This is a genomic window from Longispora urticae (assembly GCF_053902585.1).
In genome coordinates, this window is the sequence record NZ_JAQZSH010000042.1 from 70,988 (window position 1) to 85,784 (window position 14,797).

Here is a 14,797-nt window from a genome sequence, read left to right on the forward strand (position 1 = left end):
TCAGTCAACCCTTGAACCGGATCAATATCGAGAATGTGCGAGGTGCCGTGTCCAGCCGACAGGTCCAGGTGCTCGAAGCCGCCGCCCGTGTCATCGCGCGCAACGGTGTGCGAGGACTGCGCGTCGAGGAGTTGGCGGCCGAGGCCGGCGTCTCGACCGCGTTGATCTACTACCACTTCAAGGACCGGGCCGGCCTGCTGCGCCGGACCCTGGAGTTCATCAGCGAACGCGCCGACCGCTACACCGCCGACGGGGTGGCCGGCGAGGTCGACCCCCGAGCGGAGCTGGAACAACGCCTGCTCTCGGAGTTGCAGGACGACCCGTCCGTCCGGGAGAACAGCACCGCGTGGGGCGAACTGCGGGCCAGCGCCATCTTCGAACCCGACCTGCGCGCGCCCCTGACCGAGGCGACTGCCAGCTGGGTGCGCGACACCGCCGAGCTGGTCCGGCGGGTCCCGGCCGACGTCGACGCCGAGGAGGTCGCCGAACGGCTCACCGCGCTGGTCGAGGGGTTGAGCGAGCGCTGGCTGAGCGGGTCGGTGACGCTGGAGCGGGCCCGGCGGCTGCTGTGCGGGGCGATCAGCGCGGAACTGGGCGCGCGGACCAGCGCCTGATGGAGGGGCGCGCGGCGGCCCGCACCTGGTCCGGGCCGCCGCGCGCCCCGGGCCACGGCCCCGTCGGGGCCGCCACCTCAGGTCGGCCACCGCCCTACGCCGGGCCGCAACCCCTGGATAGGTCGCCGCACCCGGCCGGGGCGCCGCCTCAGAGCGGCAGATCCGTCAGTACCAGCACCCGGGGTTCGGTGTAGTCGTCCATCGCCGAGCGCAGCCCCTCCCGCCCGACCCCGGAGTCCTTCGTGCCCCCGTACGGCATCTGGTCGGCGCGGTACGACGGCACGTCCCCGATGATCACCCCGCCCACGACGAGCTCCCGGTGCGCCCGAAACGCGAGATCCAGCCGCCGGGTGAACACCCCCGCCTGGAGGCCGAACGCCGAGTCGTTGACGGCCGCGAACGCCTCGTCGACCGAGTCGACCGCCGCCAGGACGAGTACCGGGCCGAAGATCTCCTCGCGGTTGACCTTCGCGTCGGTGGGCACGTCGACGAGGACCGTGGGGGCGTAGGAGGAGCCGGACCGGGTGCCGCCGCACAGCACCCGGGCCCCGGCGGCGACGGCCTCGGCCACCCAGGACTCGACCCGCCGGGCCGCGTCCTCGCTGATCAGTGGCCCGACCTCGGTGGCCTCGTCGTTCGGGTCCCCGTCGCACAGCGCGCCGACGGCGTCGACGATCCGGCGGGAGAGGGCCTCGTAGACCGGAGTCTCGGCGTAGACCCGCTGCACCTTGATGCAGCTCTGCCCCGCCTGGTACGTGGCGAAGGTGGCGATCCGGCCGGCCGCCCGGTCGAGGTCCTCCCAGTCGGCGCAGACCACGGCCGCCGCGTTGCCGCCGAGTTCGAGGGTGACGTGCTTGCGCGGCACCGCCTCCCTGATCGCCCAGCCGACCGGCACGGAGCCGGTGAACGACACCACGGGCAGCCGGGGGTCGGCGACCAGCGCGGGCATCCGGTCGTTGGGGACCGTCAGCACCGACCACATGCCGGCGGGCAGGTCGGTCTCGGCCAGCAGTTCGCCGAGCAGCAGGGCCGACAGCGGGGTGGCCGGCGCGGGCTTGACGAGGACCGGGGCTCCGACGGCGAGGGCGGGCGCGAGTTTGTGCGCGACGAGGTTCAGCGGGAAGTTGAACGGGGCGATTCCCAGCACCGGCCCGCGCGGGAACCGGCGGACCAGGCCCAGCCGTCCGGTGGCGGCCGGGTCGGTGTCGAGGCGTTGCAGGTCCCCGGAGTACCGGCGCGCCTCCTCGGCGGCCCACCGGAACGTCGACACCGCCCGACCGACCTCGGCGCGTGCCCACCGGATCGGTTTGCCGTTCTCGGCGGTGATGAGCCGGGCGACCTCCTCGGCGCGCTCGGCCAGCCGGCGGGACAGGTGGTCGAGGGCGGCGGCCCGCGCGTGGGCGGGGAGCGCCGCCGCCTCGGGGGCCGCGGCGGCGGCTGCGGCCACGGCGGCCTCGACGTGTTCGGGGCCGGCCACGGCGACGGTCGCGACCAGCGCCCCGCCGTAGGGGTGGTGGACGTCGAAGGTCTCAGCACTGGTCGATCGGGTGCCGGCGACCCAGAAATCTGTTGTTTCCATATCTGAAGAGCTTGCCAGCAACGGAATCAGTTGACAAGATGAGGTCTAGCTACGGTATACGAGGAGAGCCTGCATGCCTGCCCTACGCAACCACATCGACGGCGGGTACGTGGACCCCGTCGACGGCACGTACGCGGACCTGACCGACCCCACCACTGGGAAGGTGTACGCCAGCGCTCCGGTGTCCGGGGCCGCCGACGTCGACCTGGCCATGGCCGCCGCCGCCCGCGCCTTCGCCACCTGGCGGGACACGACGCCCGCCGACCGCCAGCGCGCGCTGCTGCGGATCGCCGACGCCGTCGAGGCCCGCGCCGACGAGCTGATCGACGCCGAGTGCGCCAACACGGGCAAGCCGCGCGCGGTGACCGCCGCGGAGGAGCTGCCGGCCATGGTCGACCAGCTCCGGTTCTTCGCCGGCGCGGCCCGGATGCTGGAGGGCCGGTCGGCGGGGGAGTACCTGGCCGGACACACGTCCTTCGTCCGCCGGGAGCCGATCGGCGTCTGCGCCCAGGTCACCCCGTGGAACTACCCGATGATGATGGCGGTGTGGAAGCTCGCCCCGGCCATCGCGGCGGGCAACACGGTCGTGCTCAAGCCGTCCGACACCACCCCGGTGTCCACGCTGCTACTCGCGGAGATCGCGGCGGAGTTCCTGCCGCCGGGCGTCCTCAACGTCGTCTGCGGCGACAGGGCCACCGGCCAGGCGCTCGTCGCGCACCCCACCCCGCAGCTGGTGTCGATCACCGGCTCGGTGCGCGCGGGTATGGAGGTGGCGGGGGCGGCGGCCGGCGACCTCAAGCGCGTACACCTCGAACTCGGGGGTAAGGCCCCTGTCCTGGTCTTCGACGACGCCGATGTCACGGCAGCCGCCGCCGGCATCGCGCTGGCCGGCTACTTCAACGCCGGCCAGGACTGCACGGCCGCCACCCGGGTCCTGGTCACCCCCGGCATCCACGACGCCTTGGTCGCCGCGCTGGCGGACCAGGCGAAGGCGACCGAGACGGGTACCGGCCCCGACGCGCTCTACGGGCCGCTCAACAACGCCGCCCAGCTCGCGCACGTCGAGGGCATGGTTGACCGTCGCCCGGCGCACGCCACCCTCGTCGCCGGAGGCCACCGGGTCGGCGACCGGGGCTACTTCTACGCCCCCACCGTCATCGCCGGCCTGCGCCAGGACGACGAACTGTCCCAGCGGGAGATCTTCGGCCCGGTCATCACCGTGCAGCGGGTAGCCGACGAGGACGAGGCGCTGCGGGCGGCCAACGAGGTGCGTTACGCCCTGGCCTCCAGCGTCTGGACCGCCGACCACGGCCGGGCGATGCGCACCGCGCGGGAACTGGACTTCGGCTGCGTCTGGATCAACACGCACATCCCGCTCGTGGCCGAGATGCCGCACGGCGGGTTCAAACACTCGGGCTACGGCAAGGACCTGTCCGGCTACGGCTTCGAGGACTACACGAGGATCAAGCACGTGATGAGCAACAACGATGTCTGAGTCCGCCAAGCTCCACGCGCGCCGGATGCGCGCCGTCGCCCAGGGCGTCGGCAGCGTCACCAGTTCCTACGTCTCGCACGGGCGGGGCGCCACCGTGGTCGACGTCGACGGCCGGGAGTGGATCGACTTCGCCTCCGGGATCGCCGTCACCTCCGTCGGGCACGCCGACCCGAGGGTGGTGACGGTGGTCCAGGAGCAGATCGCCCGGTTCGCGCACACCTGCTTCATGGTCGCGCCCTACGAGTCCTACGTGGCCGTCTGCGAGCAGCTCAACGCGCTGACCCCGGGCACCTTCGAGAAGCGGTCGGCCCTGTTCAACTCCGGCGCCGAGGCGGTGGAGAACGCGGTGAAGATCGCCCGGCACGTGACCGGACGGCCGGCCGTCGTGGTGTTCGACCACGCCTACCACGGCCGGACGAACCTGACCATGGCGCTCACCTCGAAGGCGATGCCGTACAAGCACCGCTTCGGCCCGTTCGCCCCGGAGGTGTACCGGATCCCGATGTCCTACCCCTTCCGCGACGGCCTCGACGGCCCGGCGGCAGCGGCCAGGGCCATCGACGTGATCTGTAAGCAGGTCGGCGCCGACAATGTCGCGGCGGTCCTGATCGAACCGGTCCAGGGCGAGGGCGGGTTCATCGTGCCCGCCCCCGGGTTCCTGCCGGCCGTCGCGGACTGGTGCCGGGGCAACGGAGCGTTGTTCGTCGCCGACGAGATCCAGACCGGCTTCTGCCGTACCGGTGACTGGTTCGCCTGCCACGACGAGGGCGTCGAACCGGACCTGGTCACCACAGCCAAGGGCATCGCCGGCGGGATGCCGCTGGCGGCGGTGACCGGCCGCGCCGAGTACATGGACGCCGTGCACCCGGGCGGGCTCGGCGGCACGTACGGTGGCAACCCGGTCGCCTGTGCCGCGGCGCTGGCCACCCTGGAGACGATGCGCGCCCTGGACTTGCCGGCCGCGGCGCGCCGGATCGGGGAGGTGCTGACTTCCCGGCTCGGGGCGCTCGGGCTGCCCGGGGAGGTCCGGGGTCGCGGGGCGATGGTCGCGGTGGAGCTGGTGCTGCCCGGCTCGCTCGTGCCGGACCCCGGCCGCACACAGGCCGTCGCGCGCGCGTGCCTGCGGGAGGGGCTGCTGGTCCTGACGTGCGGCACCTACGGCAATGTCCTGCGGCTGCTGCCGCCGCTGGTGATCTCCGACGAGCTGCTCGACCGGGGGCTGGGAGTCCTGGAGGACGCGCTGAGGGCGACGGCGGAACCTGCGGCCTGACGCGTGGGGCGGGGTGCGAGACTGCTCGCGGGGTCCGTCATCGCGACCCTCAAGGGATCAGTTTTCCGCAGTAGATTCGAAGATGAGCTACGGAATCCCTTGCCATAACCGCAGTATTGAATAGGATTCAGTTGTGACCGAGAACCTCGTACTCGACGATGTGAACAAGCGCCTCGTCGAGCTCCTCCAGCAGGACGGCCGCACGTCGTACGCGGCGCTCGCCAAACTGGTCGGCCTGTCCGAGGCGGCGGTCCGCCAACGTGTGCAGCGGATGCTCGACACCAACGTCATGCAGATCGTCGCCGTCACCGATCCGCTGACCCTGGGCTTCGCCCGCCAGGTGATGATCGGCATCAAGGTCACCGGCGACCTGAAGGCCGCCGCCGACACCATCGCGCTGATCCCCGAAGTGGACTACGTCGTCATCTGTGCCGGCGGCTACGACCTGCTGGTCGAACTCGTCTGCGCCGACGACGAGCACCTGTTGACGCTGCTCAACGACGCGATCCGCACTGTGCCGGGCGTCACCGCCACCGAAACGTTCGTCTATCTCAAGTTGACCAAACAGACCTATGCGTGGGGTACCCGATGACCGCTGACAACCTCTGGATGCACTTCACCCGCCGATCGTCGTACGTCGACTCGCCCGTGCCCACGATGGTGCGCGGCGAGGGCGCCTACGTCTTCGACGACAAGGGCCGGCGCTACCTCGACGGCCTCGCCGGCCTGTTCACCGTCCAGCTCGGCCACGGCCGACAGGAACTCGTCGACGCCGCCGCCAAACAGATGGCTGAGCTGGCGTACTTCCCGATCTGGTCCTACGCGCACCCGATGGCCCTGCGGCTCGCGGAGAAGATCGCGTCCCTGGCGCCCGGCGACCTGAACCAGGTCTTCTTCACCACCAGCGGCTCCGAGGCCGTGGAGTCCGCGTGGAAGCTGGCCCGCGCCTACTACAAGAAGACCGGCCGGCCCAACAAGCACAAGGTCGTCAGCCGCTACATCGCCTACCACGGCACCTCGATGGGCGCGCTGTCCATCACTGGCCTGCCCGGGATCAAGAGCGACTTCGAGCCGTTGGTACCCGGCGCGATCAAGGCCCCCAACGCCAACTACTACCGCGCGCCCGTGCACGGCGACGACCCGGTCGCGTTCGGCCGGTGGGCCGCCGAGGAGATCGGCCGGGCCATCGAACGCGAGGGCGCCGACACGGTCGCGGCGGTGTTCGTCGAGCCGGTGCAGAACTCCGGCGGCTGCTACCCGCCGCCGCCCGGCTACTTCGCCCGGCTCCGCGAGATCTGCGACGAACACGACGTGCTGCTCGTGTCCGACGAGGTGATCTGCGCATTCGGCCGGCTGGGGGAGTACTTCGGCGCCACGCGCTACGGGTACCAGCCCGACATCATCACGTGCGCCAAGGGCATGACCTCCGGGTACTCCCCGCTCGGCGCGATGATCGCCTCGGACCGGCTGGCCGAGCCGTTCCTGAAGGGCGACGCGACCTTCTACCACGGCATCACCTTCGGCGGGCACCCCGTGTCCTCGGCGGTCGCACTGGCCAACCTGGAGATTTTCGAACGCGAGGACGTCCTCGGGCACGTCCGCCGCAACGAGGGTGCGTTCCGGTCCACACTGGAGAAGCTCAACGACCTGCCGATCGTCGGCGAGGTCCGCGGCGACGGCTACTTCTACGGCATCGAACTAGTCAAGGACAAGGTCACCCGAGAGACCTTCGACGACGACGAGTCCGAGCGGCTGCTGCGCGGCTTCCTGTCCAAGGCGCTGTTCGACGCGGGGCTCTACTGCCGTGCCGACGACCGGGGCGACCCGGTGATCCAGCTGTCCCCGCCGCTGATCTGCGACCAGACCCACTTCGATGAGATCGAAGGCATCCTGAGGTCCGTCCTGACCGAAGCCGGCAACATGATCTGACCCAGCGCCCAACGCTTGACCGGCGGTGACGGTTGGGGGTGGGGACGGCGGGCAGCGGGGTGCTCGAAGCGGAAGTGGTGGAACGAGGCCCGGGTGCCGGATGCCGGGCATGCGTCGAGTCAGGCGACCGCACCGGGACCCGGACCACTCGTGCCGGGGGAACCGCCACGGATCGGCTCAGCCGGGAATTGGGTCCTCGTCCTCGTCGACGGGGACGTGGACGTCGGGCCGTCCGTGGACCCCGATCCTGCCTTCGGCCCTGCCTGTGAGAGACGTGGCCCAGGTCCGGTCCGGCCCGGACCGGCCACTGGGGCCGTGATGACCGGTCCGGCAAACGACGACGCCCATCCGGACGCCGAAGCCTGCATGCCCGACGCGTTCGCGGTGCTCCCGGCGGTGACCGTTTTCCTCGGCGCGGCCGTCGCCGGCGGGCTCACCGTGAGGTGACATCCGCGATAGTGAATTGACGTCGATCTGGTTTCCCAACAAGAAAGTCCCCACACTGGCCGCCGGCCCCGCCCACGGGTACGGCGGCCAGACCACACCGACCACAAATCGCCGCGTTCGCGATCAACTAGACCGCCGGCTACGGCGGTGGCCGGACCTCAACGTCCCATGACGTACGCGCCCGCCGACCCGGGACCGCCAACGGGCGTGAGTATGACCACCCCATCCGGCGCGTCACCCATCGACGGAACCGCCGGTTGTGCCACACGGCTGACCTATTCGTGTCCGACGATGATTGGTGCTGGTGTGCATGACTGCGACAGGCGATATCGATGCGTTGGCGGGTTGGATCGGGCGCCAGCGTCAGCCCACGTTCTCCCGACGCTCGAAGTCGAAACCCGAGCCGAGGCTACGGTTCGCTTTCTATGGCCGGGTGTCGACCCGCGAATATCAGGATCCGGCGTCCTCGCTGGGCTGGCAGCGCCACAGCGCCGAGGCGTTGATCGCAGGCCGCGGCGAGATCGTGTTGGAGTACTTCGACGTCGGGTACACCCGCCGCCTCGGATGGAGCCGGCGACCACGATCCGCCGCCCTGCTGGAAGCGATCGCTGACCCGAACCGTGCTTTCGACGCCATCGTCGTGGGAGAGGCCGAACGCGCCTTCTACCGTGACCAACTGATCGACCTGATCCCCCTTCTACGGCAGCACGGCATCGGGATGTGGCTCCCGGACACCTTCGGCCCCGTCGACTTCGACAACCCCGTCCACCTCGCGGTCATCACCCAACTCGGCGGCCAGTCTCGCCGCGAGGTCGAACGCTCCCGGTTCCGTACCACCGCCGCGATGAGTGCCCAGGTCCGCACCCAAGGGCGGTACCTCGGCGGCCGGCCACCCTACGGCTACCGGCTGGTGGACGCCGGCCCGCACCCGAATACCGCGCACGCCCGCTGGGGTCGCCGCCTCCAGCAACTCGACCCCGACCCGCTGACCGCGCCACACGTGACGTGGATGTTCCAGCACCGGCTCGCCGGATGGAGCCTGGCCGCCGTCACGCGAGCGCTCAACGACGCCGGTGTGCCTAGTCCCGCCGCCGCTGACCCTGACCGCAACGCCCACCGCGCTGGCACCAAATGGATCCTGCGGACAGTCGCGTTGATCCTGGCGAACCCCCGCTACACCGGCAGGCAGGTCTGGAACAGGCAGGCCGCCGCCCGGACCGAGACGGGCGGCGAATCAGCCGATGGCGCTGACACGCGCTGCTGGAACCCGTCGGAATCCTGGATCGTCTCCCAGCGGATCGCACATCCGCCTCTGGTCTCCGAAGCCGACTTCATCGCGGTCCAGGCCGTCCGCGTGGTCCCGAACCAGACAGGGCGCAACGCGAGGACGTATCTCCTGTCGGGGCTGGTGATCTGCGCCCTGTGCGGACGGCGAATGACGGCGCACTGGGGAGGCAACCGGCCCGCCTATCGGTGCCGGCATGGACACAACAGCGCCCAGAGATCCGGCCCTGACCATCAGCGCAATTTATACGTCCGCAAGGATGTGATCGTTGACACGGTCCGGGTCATTCTTCCGGGCCTGGTGAAGCATCGGCCCGACGAAGTGGCCTCGTACCTGCGCCGCCATGCCAGGACCATCACCTGCGACCGCGGGGCCGTCGCCCTGACCGCGCCATCCAGCTCGGATAACGAAGAAGCCGAACAGGTTACCCTGCCCGGCCTCTAACGAAGATCATTTTGGGGTTTTTGTGTGTCCGAGGGGGGACTTGAACCCCCACGTCCGATAAAGGACACTAGCACCTCAAGCTAGCGCGTCTGCCATTCCGCCACTCGGACTTGCACATGTAGTTATCCGGCGATCCCTGGAGGTTCCCCCCGCCGTGATCACCGTACGGGCAGTAACTGTACACGGAACCTTCCCGCACACGTAATCGGCTACCGTCGCTGCATGCGCCGCCCCCTTCTGGCAACCCTCCTGCCCCTGCTCCTGGCCGGTTTCACCACCTCCTGCACCACCTCTCCGGCCACCTCGGAACCGACCCGCGAGGCCACCGCGACGGCCGCACCCCTCCCCACCGTCCCGCCGAAGATCCCCGGCCCCGTCGTGGCCCTGGGTGACTCGATCACCCGCGGCGTCAACGCGTGCGCCGACAGGTTCGGCGACTGCCCGGAGGCGTCCTGGTCCACGGGTACCACCCTCGACAGCCACGCGCACAAAGTTGGCCAGACGGGGACGAATCTGGCGAACTCCGGCGCCAGGGTGAGCGATCTCCCAGGCCAGGCCGAGAGCGCCGTGGCCGCCCGCCCCGCCTATGTCACCGTGCTCGTCGGCGCCAACGACGCCTGCCGGCAGAGTGTCGACCGGATGACCACGGTCTCCGCCTTCCGCGCCGACCTGACCAGGGCGCTGAAGACCATCAAGCAGGGGGTACCGGACGCCAAGCTCCTCCTCGCCAGCGTCCCCGACCTCTACCAGCTGTGGAACGTCGGTCACTCCGACCCGAAGGCCACCGGACGCTGGGACCTGGGGATCTGCCCCTCGATGCTGGCCAACCCGGCGTCGACGGCCGCCGCGGACGAGCAGCGCCGGCAGAGTGTCCGCAACCGGGTGGTCGCGTACAACGACGTGATCAGTCGGGCGTGCGCGGACTACGGGCCGAACTGCAGGACGGACGGCGGGGCGGTGTTCCGGTTCCAGTTCCGGGCCGAGCACGTCAGCGCGATCGACTTCTTCCACCCGAGCGCCCTGGGGCAGGCGGAGCTCGCACGCGTCACCAACGAGGCCGCGTACAGGTGGTAGAAAGTGGTATGAGCTCCCATCCCCTCGCGGTCGACGAGGTCGTCGACATCTGCCGTGACCTGATCCGGATCGACACCACCAACACGGGTGACAACGACACGAGCGCGGGGGAGCGGGCGGCGGCGGAGTACGTCGCCGGGCTGCTGGCCGAGGTGGGCCTCGAACCCCGGATCATCGAGAGCGCGCCGGGCCGGGCGAGCGTCGTGGCCCGCTACGAGGGCTCCGACAGGTCACGGCCGGCGCTGCTGGTGCACGCGCACCTGGACGTGGTGCCCGCCGACGCCAGCGAGTGGTCGGTGCACCCGTTCAGCGGCGAGATCAAGGACGGGTACGTCTGGGGCCGCGGCGCCGTGGACATGAAGGACTTCAACGCGATGCTGCTGGCCGTGGTGCGGCAGTGGAAGCGCGAGGGCGTGGTGCCGCCCCGGGACCTGGTGCTCGCGTTCCTCGCCGACGAGGAGGCCGGCTCGATGTACGGGTCGCAGTTCCTCGTGGACAACCACGCGGACCTGTTCGAGGGGTGCACGGAGGCGGTCGGCGAGGTCGGCGGCTTCTCGGTGGACGCGGGCAACGACCTGCGGCTGTACCTGATCGAGACCGCCGAGAAGGGGCTCGACTGGCTGAAGATCACGGCGTCGGGGCGGCCCGGGCACGGCTCGATGATCCACCACGACAACGCCGTGACGGCCCTCACGGAGGCCGTGTCGCGGATCGGGCGGCACGAGTTCCCGGTCACGCTGACCCCGACCGTGCGGGACTTCCTGGAGCGGTCCAGCGAGGTGCTCGGGTTCGACTTCGACCCGGAGGACCCGGAGGCGGCGGTCGCCAAGCTCGGGCCCGTCGCCCGGCTGATCGGCGCGACGCTGCGCAACACGGCCAACCCGACCCGGCTGGAGGCCGGCTACAAGGACAACGTGATCCCGGGGAAGGCGACCGCGACGATCGACTGCCGCAGCCTGCCGGGCCGCTCGGAGGAGCTGGAGGCCCAGCTGCGCACGATCGTGGGGCCGGACATCGAGATCGAGTACATCCACCGGCAGCCGGGGCTGGAGACCTCCTTCGACGGGGATCTGGTGGAGGCCATGGGTGCGGCGCTGCGCGCGGTGGACCCGGGGGCGCGGCCGGTGCCGTACATGCTGTCGGGCGGCACGGACGCCAAGGCCTTCGCACGGCTCGGGATCCGGTGCTTCGGCTTCGCGCCGCTGCGGCTCCCGGCCGACCTGGACTTCACGGCGCTGTTCCACGGCATCGACGAGCGGGTCCCGGTCGACGGCCTGAAGTTCGGCGTGGACGTCCTGGACCGGTTCCTGCGCGCCAGCTGACGCGCCCGTCGTTGGCCCGCACCCGGGACACAGCCCCCCGGGCGCGGGCCTCACAATCTAAGAGCACCGCTTCTCCGGGTACCCGTCGAGTCTCGTCTCTTCGGGGTTGCCGCCCGGGACCGGCTACCCGAACCGCTGACCTGAAGGAACTCCGATGACCGACGACCGGCACACCGAGCTCGAAGCCGCCCTGGAGTCCGTGATCGCGGCGGCCCGCGTGCACCTGGACGCGGTCAAGGCCGCCGACGGCCGGCCCGACGACGACGCGGTGTGGGCGGCGTACGTGGCGCTGAACAACGCCGCGGTCGCCTACGACGACGAGATGCTGTCCAGCTTCGGCGAGGTCACGCCGTGGGACGTGCAGCCGATCGACCCGGACGCCGCGGACGTGGAGTTCGCGTCGGTGGCCACGGAGCGCGACGCGGAGCCGCTGCTGATCGCGGTCCGCCAGCGCCGGGACTACCTGGTGCCGAACGCGGCGGCCCTGCTGCGGGTGGCCCAGCGGTTGCGCGCGGAGGCCGACGACGACACCGTGGTCGCGAACGTGGGCGAGGCGGTGCTGGAGCTGCTGCAGGCCGGTGACGGTTCGCTGGCGCCGCTGGACATCCCGGAGCTGGAGCCGCTCGACGGGGTGGTGACGGTCAGCGAGGTGGAGAGTTCCCTCGACCCGGACGCGGCGGCGGAGGACGACGTGAACGCCGTGTTCGCCGTGGGCGTGGGGGAGAAGCTCGTCGGTCGGTTCGACGAGCACCCCTTCGAAGATGACGACGCGGAAGACGCGTAGTCGCCGAAGAGAGTCAGCTGGACAGTGCGGGCAGCGCGGCGCCGGTGATCCGGCGCCGCAGCACGACCTGCCGGGTACCGTCGCCGAACAGCAGGACCCGGGCGAGTTCCCAGCCGCCGTACTCGGCCTGGATGGTCAACTGGGCCTGTGCCGCTTTCCGGTCCGTGCCCGGTGGGATCCGGAGCGGCACATATTCGTAGTCGGACATCGTTACATTCTGCCTAACGGTCGGTGACATTTCCAGGGTAGTCAGGACTGCCTTTCCGGGTACCCGAACCGCACGGCGGACACGTCGTCGAGCGCCCGGCGGATCTGCGCGGGCAGGGTGACCTTCTCCACGGCGAGCGCGCCGAGCAGCTGGGCGGTGGTCCGGGCCCCGATCAGCGGGGCGGTCACGCCGGGCCGGTCCCGGATCCAGGCAAGCGCCACGACGAGCGGCGAGCAGCCCAGCCCGTCGGCGGCGGTGGCCACGGCCTCGACGATCCCGGCGCCGCGCTTGTCCAGGTACGGGGCCACGAACCGTTCGAGGTGCTCCGAGGCGCCGCGCGAGTCCGAGGGCACCCCGTGCCGGTACTTGCCGGTCAGGACGCCCCGGCCGAGCGGGGACCAGGCGAGCAGGCCGAGCCCGAGGGCGGAGCACGCGCCGAGCACCTCGCGTTCGACCCCGCGTTCCAGCAGCGAGTACTCCACCTGGGCGGAGATGACCGGCGTCGGGCTCAGCGCGGCGGCCTGGGCGGTCTGCCAGCCGTTGAAGTTGGACACCCCCGCGTACCGGACCCTGCCGGTGGACACCGCCGTGTCGAGGGCCGCGAGGGTCTCCGCGATCGGGGTGGCGTGGTCGTGGCCGTGCACGTGCCAGACGTCCACGTAGTCGGTGCCGAGCCGACGCAGGGAGGCGTCCAGGGCGCGCAGCAGGTGCAGCCGGGAGTTGTCGTGCCGGCGCGGCGTACCGGGGCGCAGGCCGGCCTTGGTGGAGATGACCAGCTCGTCGCGTTCGACGACCCCGTCGAGCAGCGCTCCGATCACGGCCTCGCTGTCCCCGTCGCCGAACACGTCGGCGGTGTCGAGCAGGTTGCCCCCGGCGTCCAGGTAGGTGCGGAGCTGGTCGGCGGCCTCGTCGGCGTCGGTGTCCCGGCCCCAGGTCATGGTGCCGAGACCGAGGCGGGACACGTGGAGCCCGCTTCGGCCGAGGGGTCGTTGCTGCATGTCTCGCGACGGTACCGGCTCGCCACGCCGAGTGGAATCCCAGTCCGGTCCATCCGCCGTCGGCTACCCAACACACGCTACGATATTCGTACCTACTCATGAGTAATATGCGGAGGCTTCGATGCGGCTCGGACTCAACCTCGGCTACTGGGCGAACGCCGACCAGGCGAAGCGCAACCTGGCGCTCGTCCAGGAGGCCGAGCGGCTCGGCTTCTCGGTCGCCTGGGCCGCCGAGGCGTACGGGTCGGACAATCCGACGACCCTGGCGTGGCTCGCCGCGCAGACCAGCACGATCGAGCTCGGCAGCGCCATCATGCAGATCCCGGCCCGCCAGCCGGCCATGACCGCGATGACGGCGGCCACCCTGGACACCCTGTCGGAGGGCCGGTTCCGGCTCGGGCTGGGCGTCTCGGGCCCCCAGGTCTCCGAGGGCTGGTACGGCGTCGCGTTCGACAAGCCGCTCGCCCGGACCCGCGAGTACGTCGACGTGGTGCGCAAGGTGCTGTCCCGCAAGACGGTCGAGCACTCCGGCCCCACGTACCAGCTCCCGCTGCCCGGCGGCCCCGGCAAGGCGCTGAAGCTGTCCCTGCACCCGTACCGCACCGACATCCCGATCTACCTCGCCTCGATCGGCCCGAAGAACCTGGAGCTGACCGGCGAACTCGCCGACGGCTGGCTGGCCATCTTCCTGGAGCCGGAGAGCGCGCACGAGCACCTCGACCTGATCGCGAAGGGCAGGGCGAAGGTCGGCAGGACCCTCGACGGCTTCGACGTCGCGCCGACCGTGCCCCTGGTGATCGGCGAGGACCCGGAGACGTGCGCCGAACTCGTCCGCGGCTACGCGTCCCTCTACATCGGAGGGATGGGCAGCAAGGAGCAGAACTTCTACAACCGGCTCGCCACCCGGATGGGCTACGGCGAGGCCGCCGACGCGATCCAGGACCACTTCCTGAACAGGCGCTACCGCGAGGCGATGGCCGCCGTGCCGTACGAGTTCGTCGACCGCACCTCCCTCCTCGGCCCGGTGGAACGCGTCGCCGAACGGATGAAGGCGTACGCCGGGGCGGGCGTGACCACCCTCTCGCTCAGCGTCTTCGACTCCGACATCGAGGACGGCGTCCGGACGCTGCGCTCGGCCGCCAAGGCGCTCGAACTGGCGGGGCTCGCGGAGTAGGTGGGCGCGGGCCGCCCCCGACGACGCTGCCGTTCCGGTTGCCCGCCGACGCCGGGGTGCCCGTCGCGGCGCGCAGCCGTGCGGAGCTCACCGAGCCGGACGTTGCGATCTGCTCTACGGCCTCCACGACCGGCTGTACCGGGCGGAGCGCTCGAAGCGGGGCCTTCCCGACTT

General features: G+C 70.8%; 14 protein-coding genes and 1 tRNA gene. 11 read left to right on the plus strand and 4 right to left on the minus strand.

Features of this window, described 5'->3' with window-relative positions:
* Positions 1-47: 47 nt before the first annotated feature.
* On the plus strand, positions 48-614 hold the full coding sequence (locus PT931_RS29920; RefSeq protein WP_456249065.1) for a TetR/AcrR family transcriptional regulator: 567 nt from the start codon (positions 48-50) through the stop codon (positions 612-614).
* Between the two features lie 148 nt (positions 615-762).
* Here PT931_RS29920 and PT931_RS29925 read toward each other — a convergent pair whose 3' ends face one another.
* Entirely contained in the window at positions 763-2,193 is a 1,431-nt protein-coding gene (locus tag PT931_RS29925) for an aldehyde dehydrogenase family protein (RefSeq protein WP_456249066.1), read from the minus strand.
* A 73-nt stretch (positions 2,194-2,266) separates the two neighbouring features.
* On the opposite strand from PT931_RS29925, the gene PT931_RS29930 reads away from it, so the two are divergent.
* The 6 genes from PT931_RS29930 to PT931_RS29955 all read left to right on the plus strand — a co-directional run bounded on the left by PT931_RS29930 (position 2,267) and on the right by PT931_RS29955 (position 9,063).
* Positions 2,267-3,688, plus strand: coding sequence for a gamma-aminobutyraldehyde dehydrogenase (locus PT931_RS29930; protein WP_456249067.1), 1,422 nt, complete (start codon positions 2,267-2,269; stop codon positions 3,686-3,688).
* The gene (gene gabT, locus PT931_RS29935) at positions 3,681-4,958 is read left to right on the plus strand and encodes a 4-aminobutyrate--2-oxoglutarate transaminase (RefSeq protein ID WP_456249068.1); all 1,278 of its coding nucleotides are present in this window, start codon (positions 3,681-3,683) and stop codon (positions 4,956-4,958) included. Before PT931_RS29930 ends, gabT begins: the two co-directional genes overlap by 8 nt.
* 133 nt (positions 4,959-5,091) lie before the next feature.
* On the plus strand, positions 5,092-5,550 hold the full coding sequence (locus PT931_RS29940) for an Lrp/AsnC family transcriptional regulator (RefSeq protein WP_456249069.1): 459 nt from the start codon (positions 5,092-5,094) through the stop codon (positions 5,548-5,550).
* Positions 5,547-6,887 carry an aspartate aminotransferase family protein gene (locus PT931_RS29945; protein ID WP_456249070.1) on the plus strand — a complete coding sequence of 447 codons (1,341 nt, stop codon included), beginning with the start codon at positions 5,547-5,549 and terminating at the stop codon, positions 6,885-6,887. Before PT931_RS29940 ends, PT931_RS29945 begins: the two co-directional genes overlap by 4 nt.
* Positions 6,888-7,205: 318 nt before the next feature.
* The gene (locus PT931_RS29950; RefSeq protein ID WP_456249071.1) at positions 7,206-7,334 is read left to right on the plus strand and encodes a hypothetical protein; all 129 of its coding nucleotides are present in this window, start codon (positions 7,206-7,208) and stop codon (positions 7,332-7,334) included.
* 433 nt (positions 7,335-7,767) lie between these two features.
* Entirely contained in the window at positions 7,768-9,063 is a 1,296-nt protein-coding gene (locus PT931_RS29955; RefSeq protein ID WP_456249072.1) for a recombinase family protein, read from the plus strand.
* A 25-nt stretch (positions 9,064-9,088) separates the two neighbouring features.
* Here the strand turns inward: PT931_RS29955 and PT931_RS29960 are convergent.
* A tRNA-Leu gene (locus PT931_RS29960) sits at positions 9,089-9,173 on the minus strand.
* 112 nt (positions 9,174-9,285) lie between these two features.
* Here PT931_RS29960 and PT931_RS29965 point away from each other — a divergent pair.
* The 3 genes from PT931_RS29965 to PT931_RS29975 all read left to right on the plus strand — a co-directional run bounded on the left by PT931_RS29965 (position 9,286) and on the right by PT931_RS29975 (position 12,243).
* The gene (locus PT931_RS29965; protein WP_456249073.1) at positions 9,286-10,137 is read left to right on the plus strand and encodes a GDSL-type esterase/lipase family protein; all 852 of its coding nucleotides are present in this window, start codon (positions 9,286-9,288) and stop codon (positions 10,135-10,137) included.
* A gap of 8 nt (positions 10,138-10,145) precedes the next feature.
* Positions 10,146-11,459 (plus strand): M20/M25/M40 family metallo-hydrolase, encoded by a 1,314-nt coding sequence (locus PT931_RS29970; protein ID WP_456249074.1) that lies wholly within the window; start codon positions 10,146-10,148, stop codon positions 11,457-11,459.
* Positions 11,460-11,613: 154 nt separating this feature from the next.
* Positions 11,614-12,243, plus strand: a complete 630-nt coding sequence (locus PT931_RS29975; RefSeq protein ID WP_456249075.1) for a hypothetical protein — start codon at positions 11,614-11,616, stop codon at positions 12,241-12,243.
* Between the two features lie 13 nt (positions 12,244-12,256).
* On the opposite strand, the gene PT931_RS29980 is transcribed toward PT931_RS29975, so the two are convergent.
* Together PT931_RS29980 and PT931_RS29985 are read right to left on the minus strand one after the other, a co-directional pair.
* Positions 12,257-12,451 carry a DUF5703 family protein gene (locus PT931_RS29980; protein WP_456249076.1) on the minus strand — a complete coding sequence of 65 codons (195 nt, stop codon included), beginning with the start codon at positions 12,449-12,451 and terminating at the stop codon, positions 12,257-12,259.
* Between the two features lie 41 nt (positions 12,452-12,492).
* Positions 12,493-13,449: an aldo/keto reductase gene (locus PT931_RS29985; protein WP_456249077.1), complete on the minus strand. Its 957-nt coding sequence runs from the start codon at positions 13,447-13,449 to the stop codon at positions 12,493-12,495.
* Between the two features lie 121 nt (positions 13,450-13,570).
* On the opposite strand from PT931_RS29985, the gene PT931_RS29990 reads away from it, so the two are divergent.
* A complete protein-coding gene (locus PT931_RS29990; RefSeq protein WP_456249078.1) occupies positions 13,571-14,623 on the plus strand; it encodes an LLM class F420-dependent oxidoreductase in 1,053 nt (350 codons plus the stop codon).
* Positions 14,624-14,797: the final 174 nt, after the last annotated feature.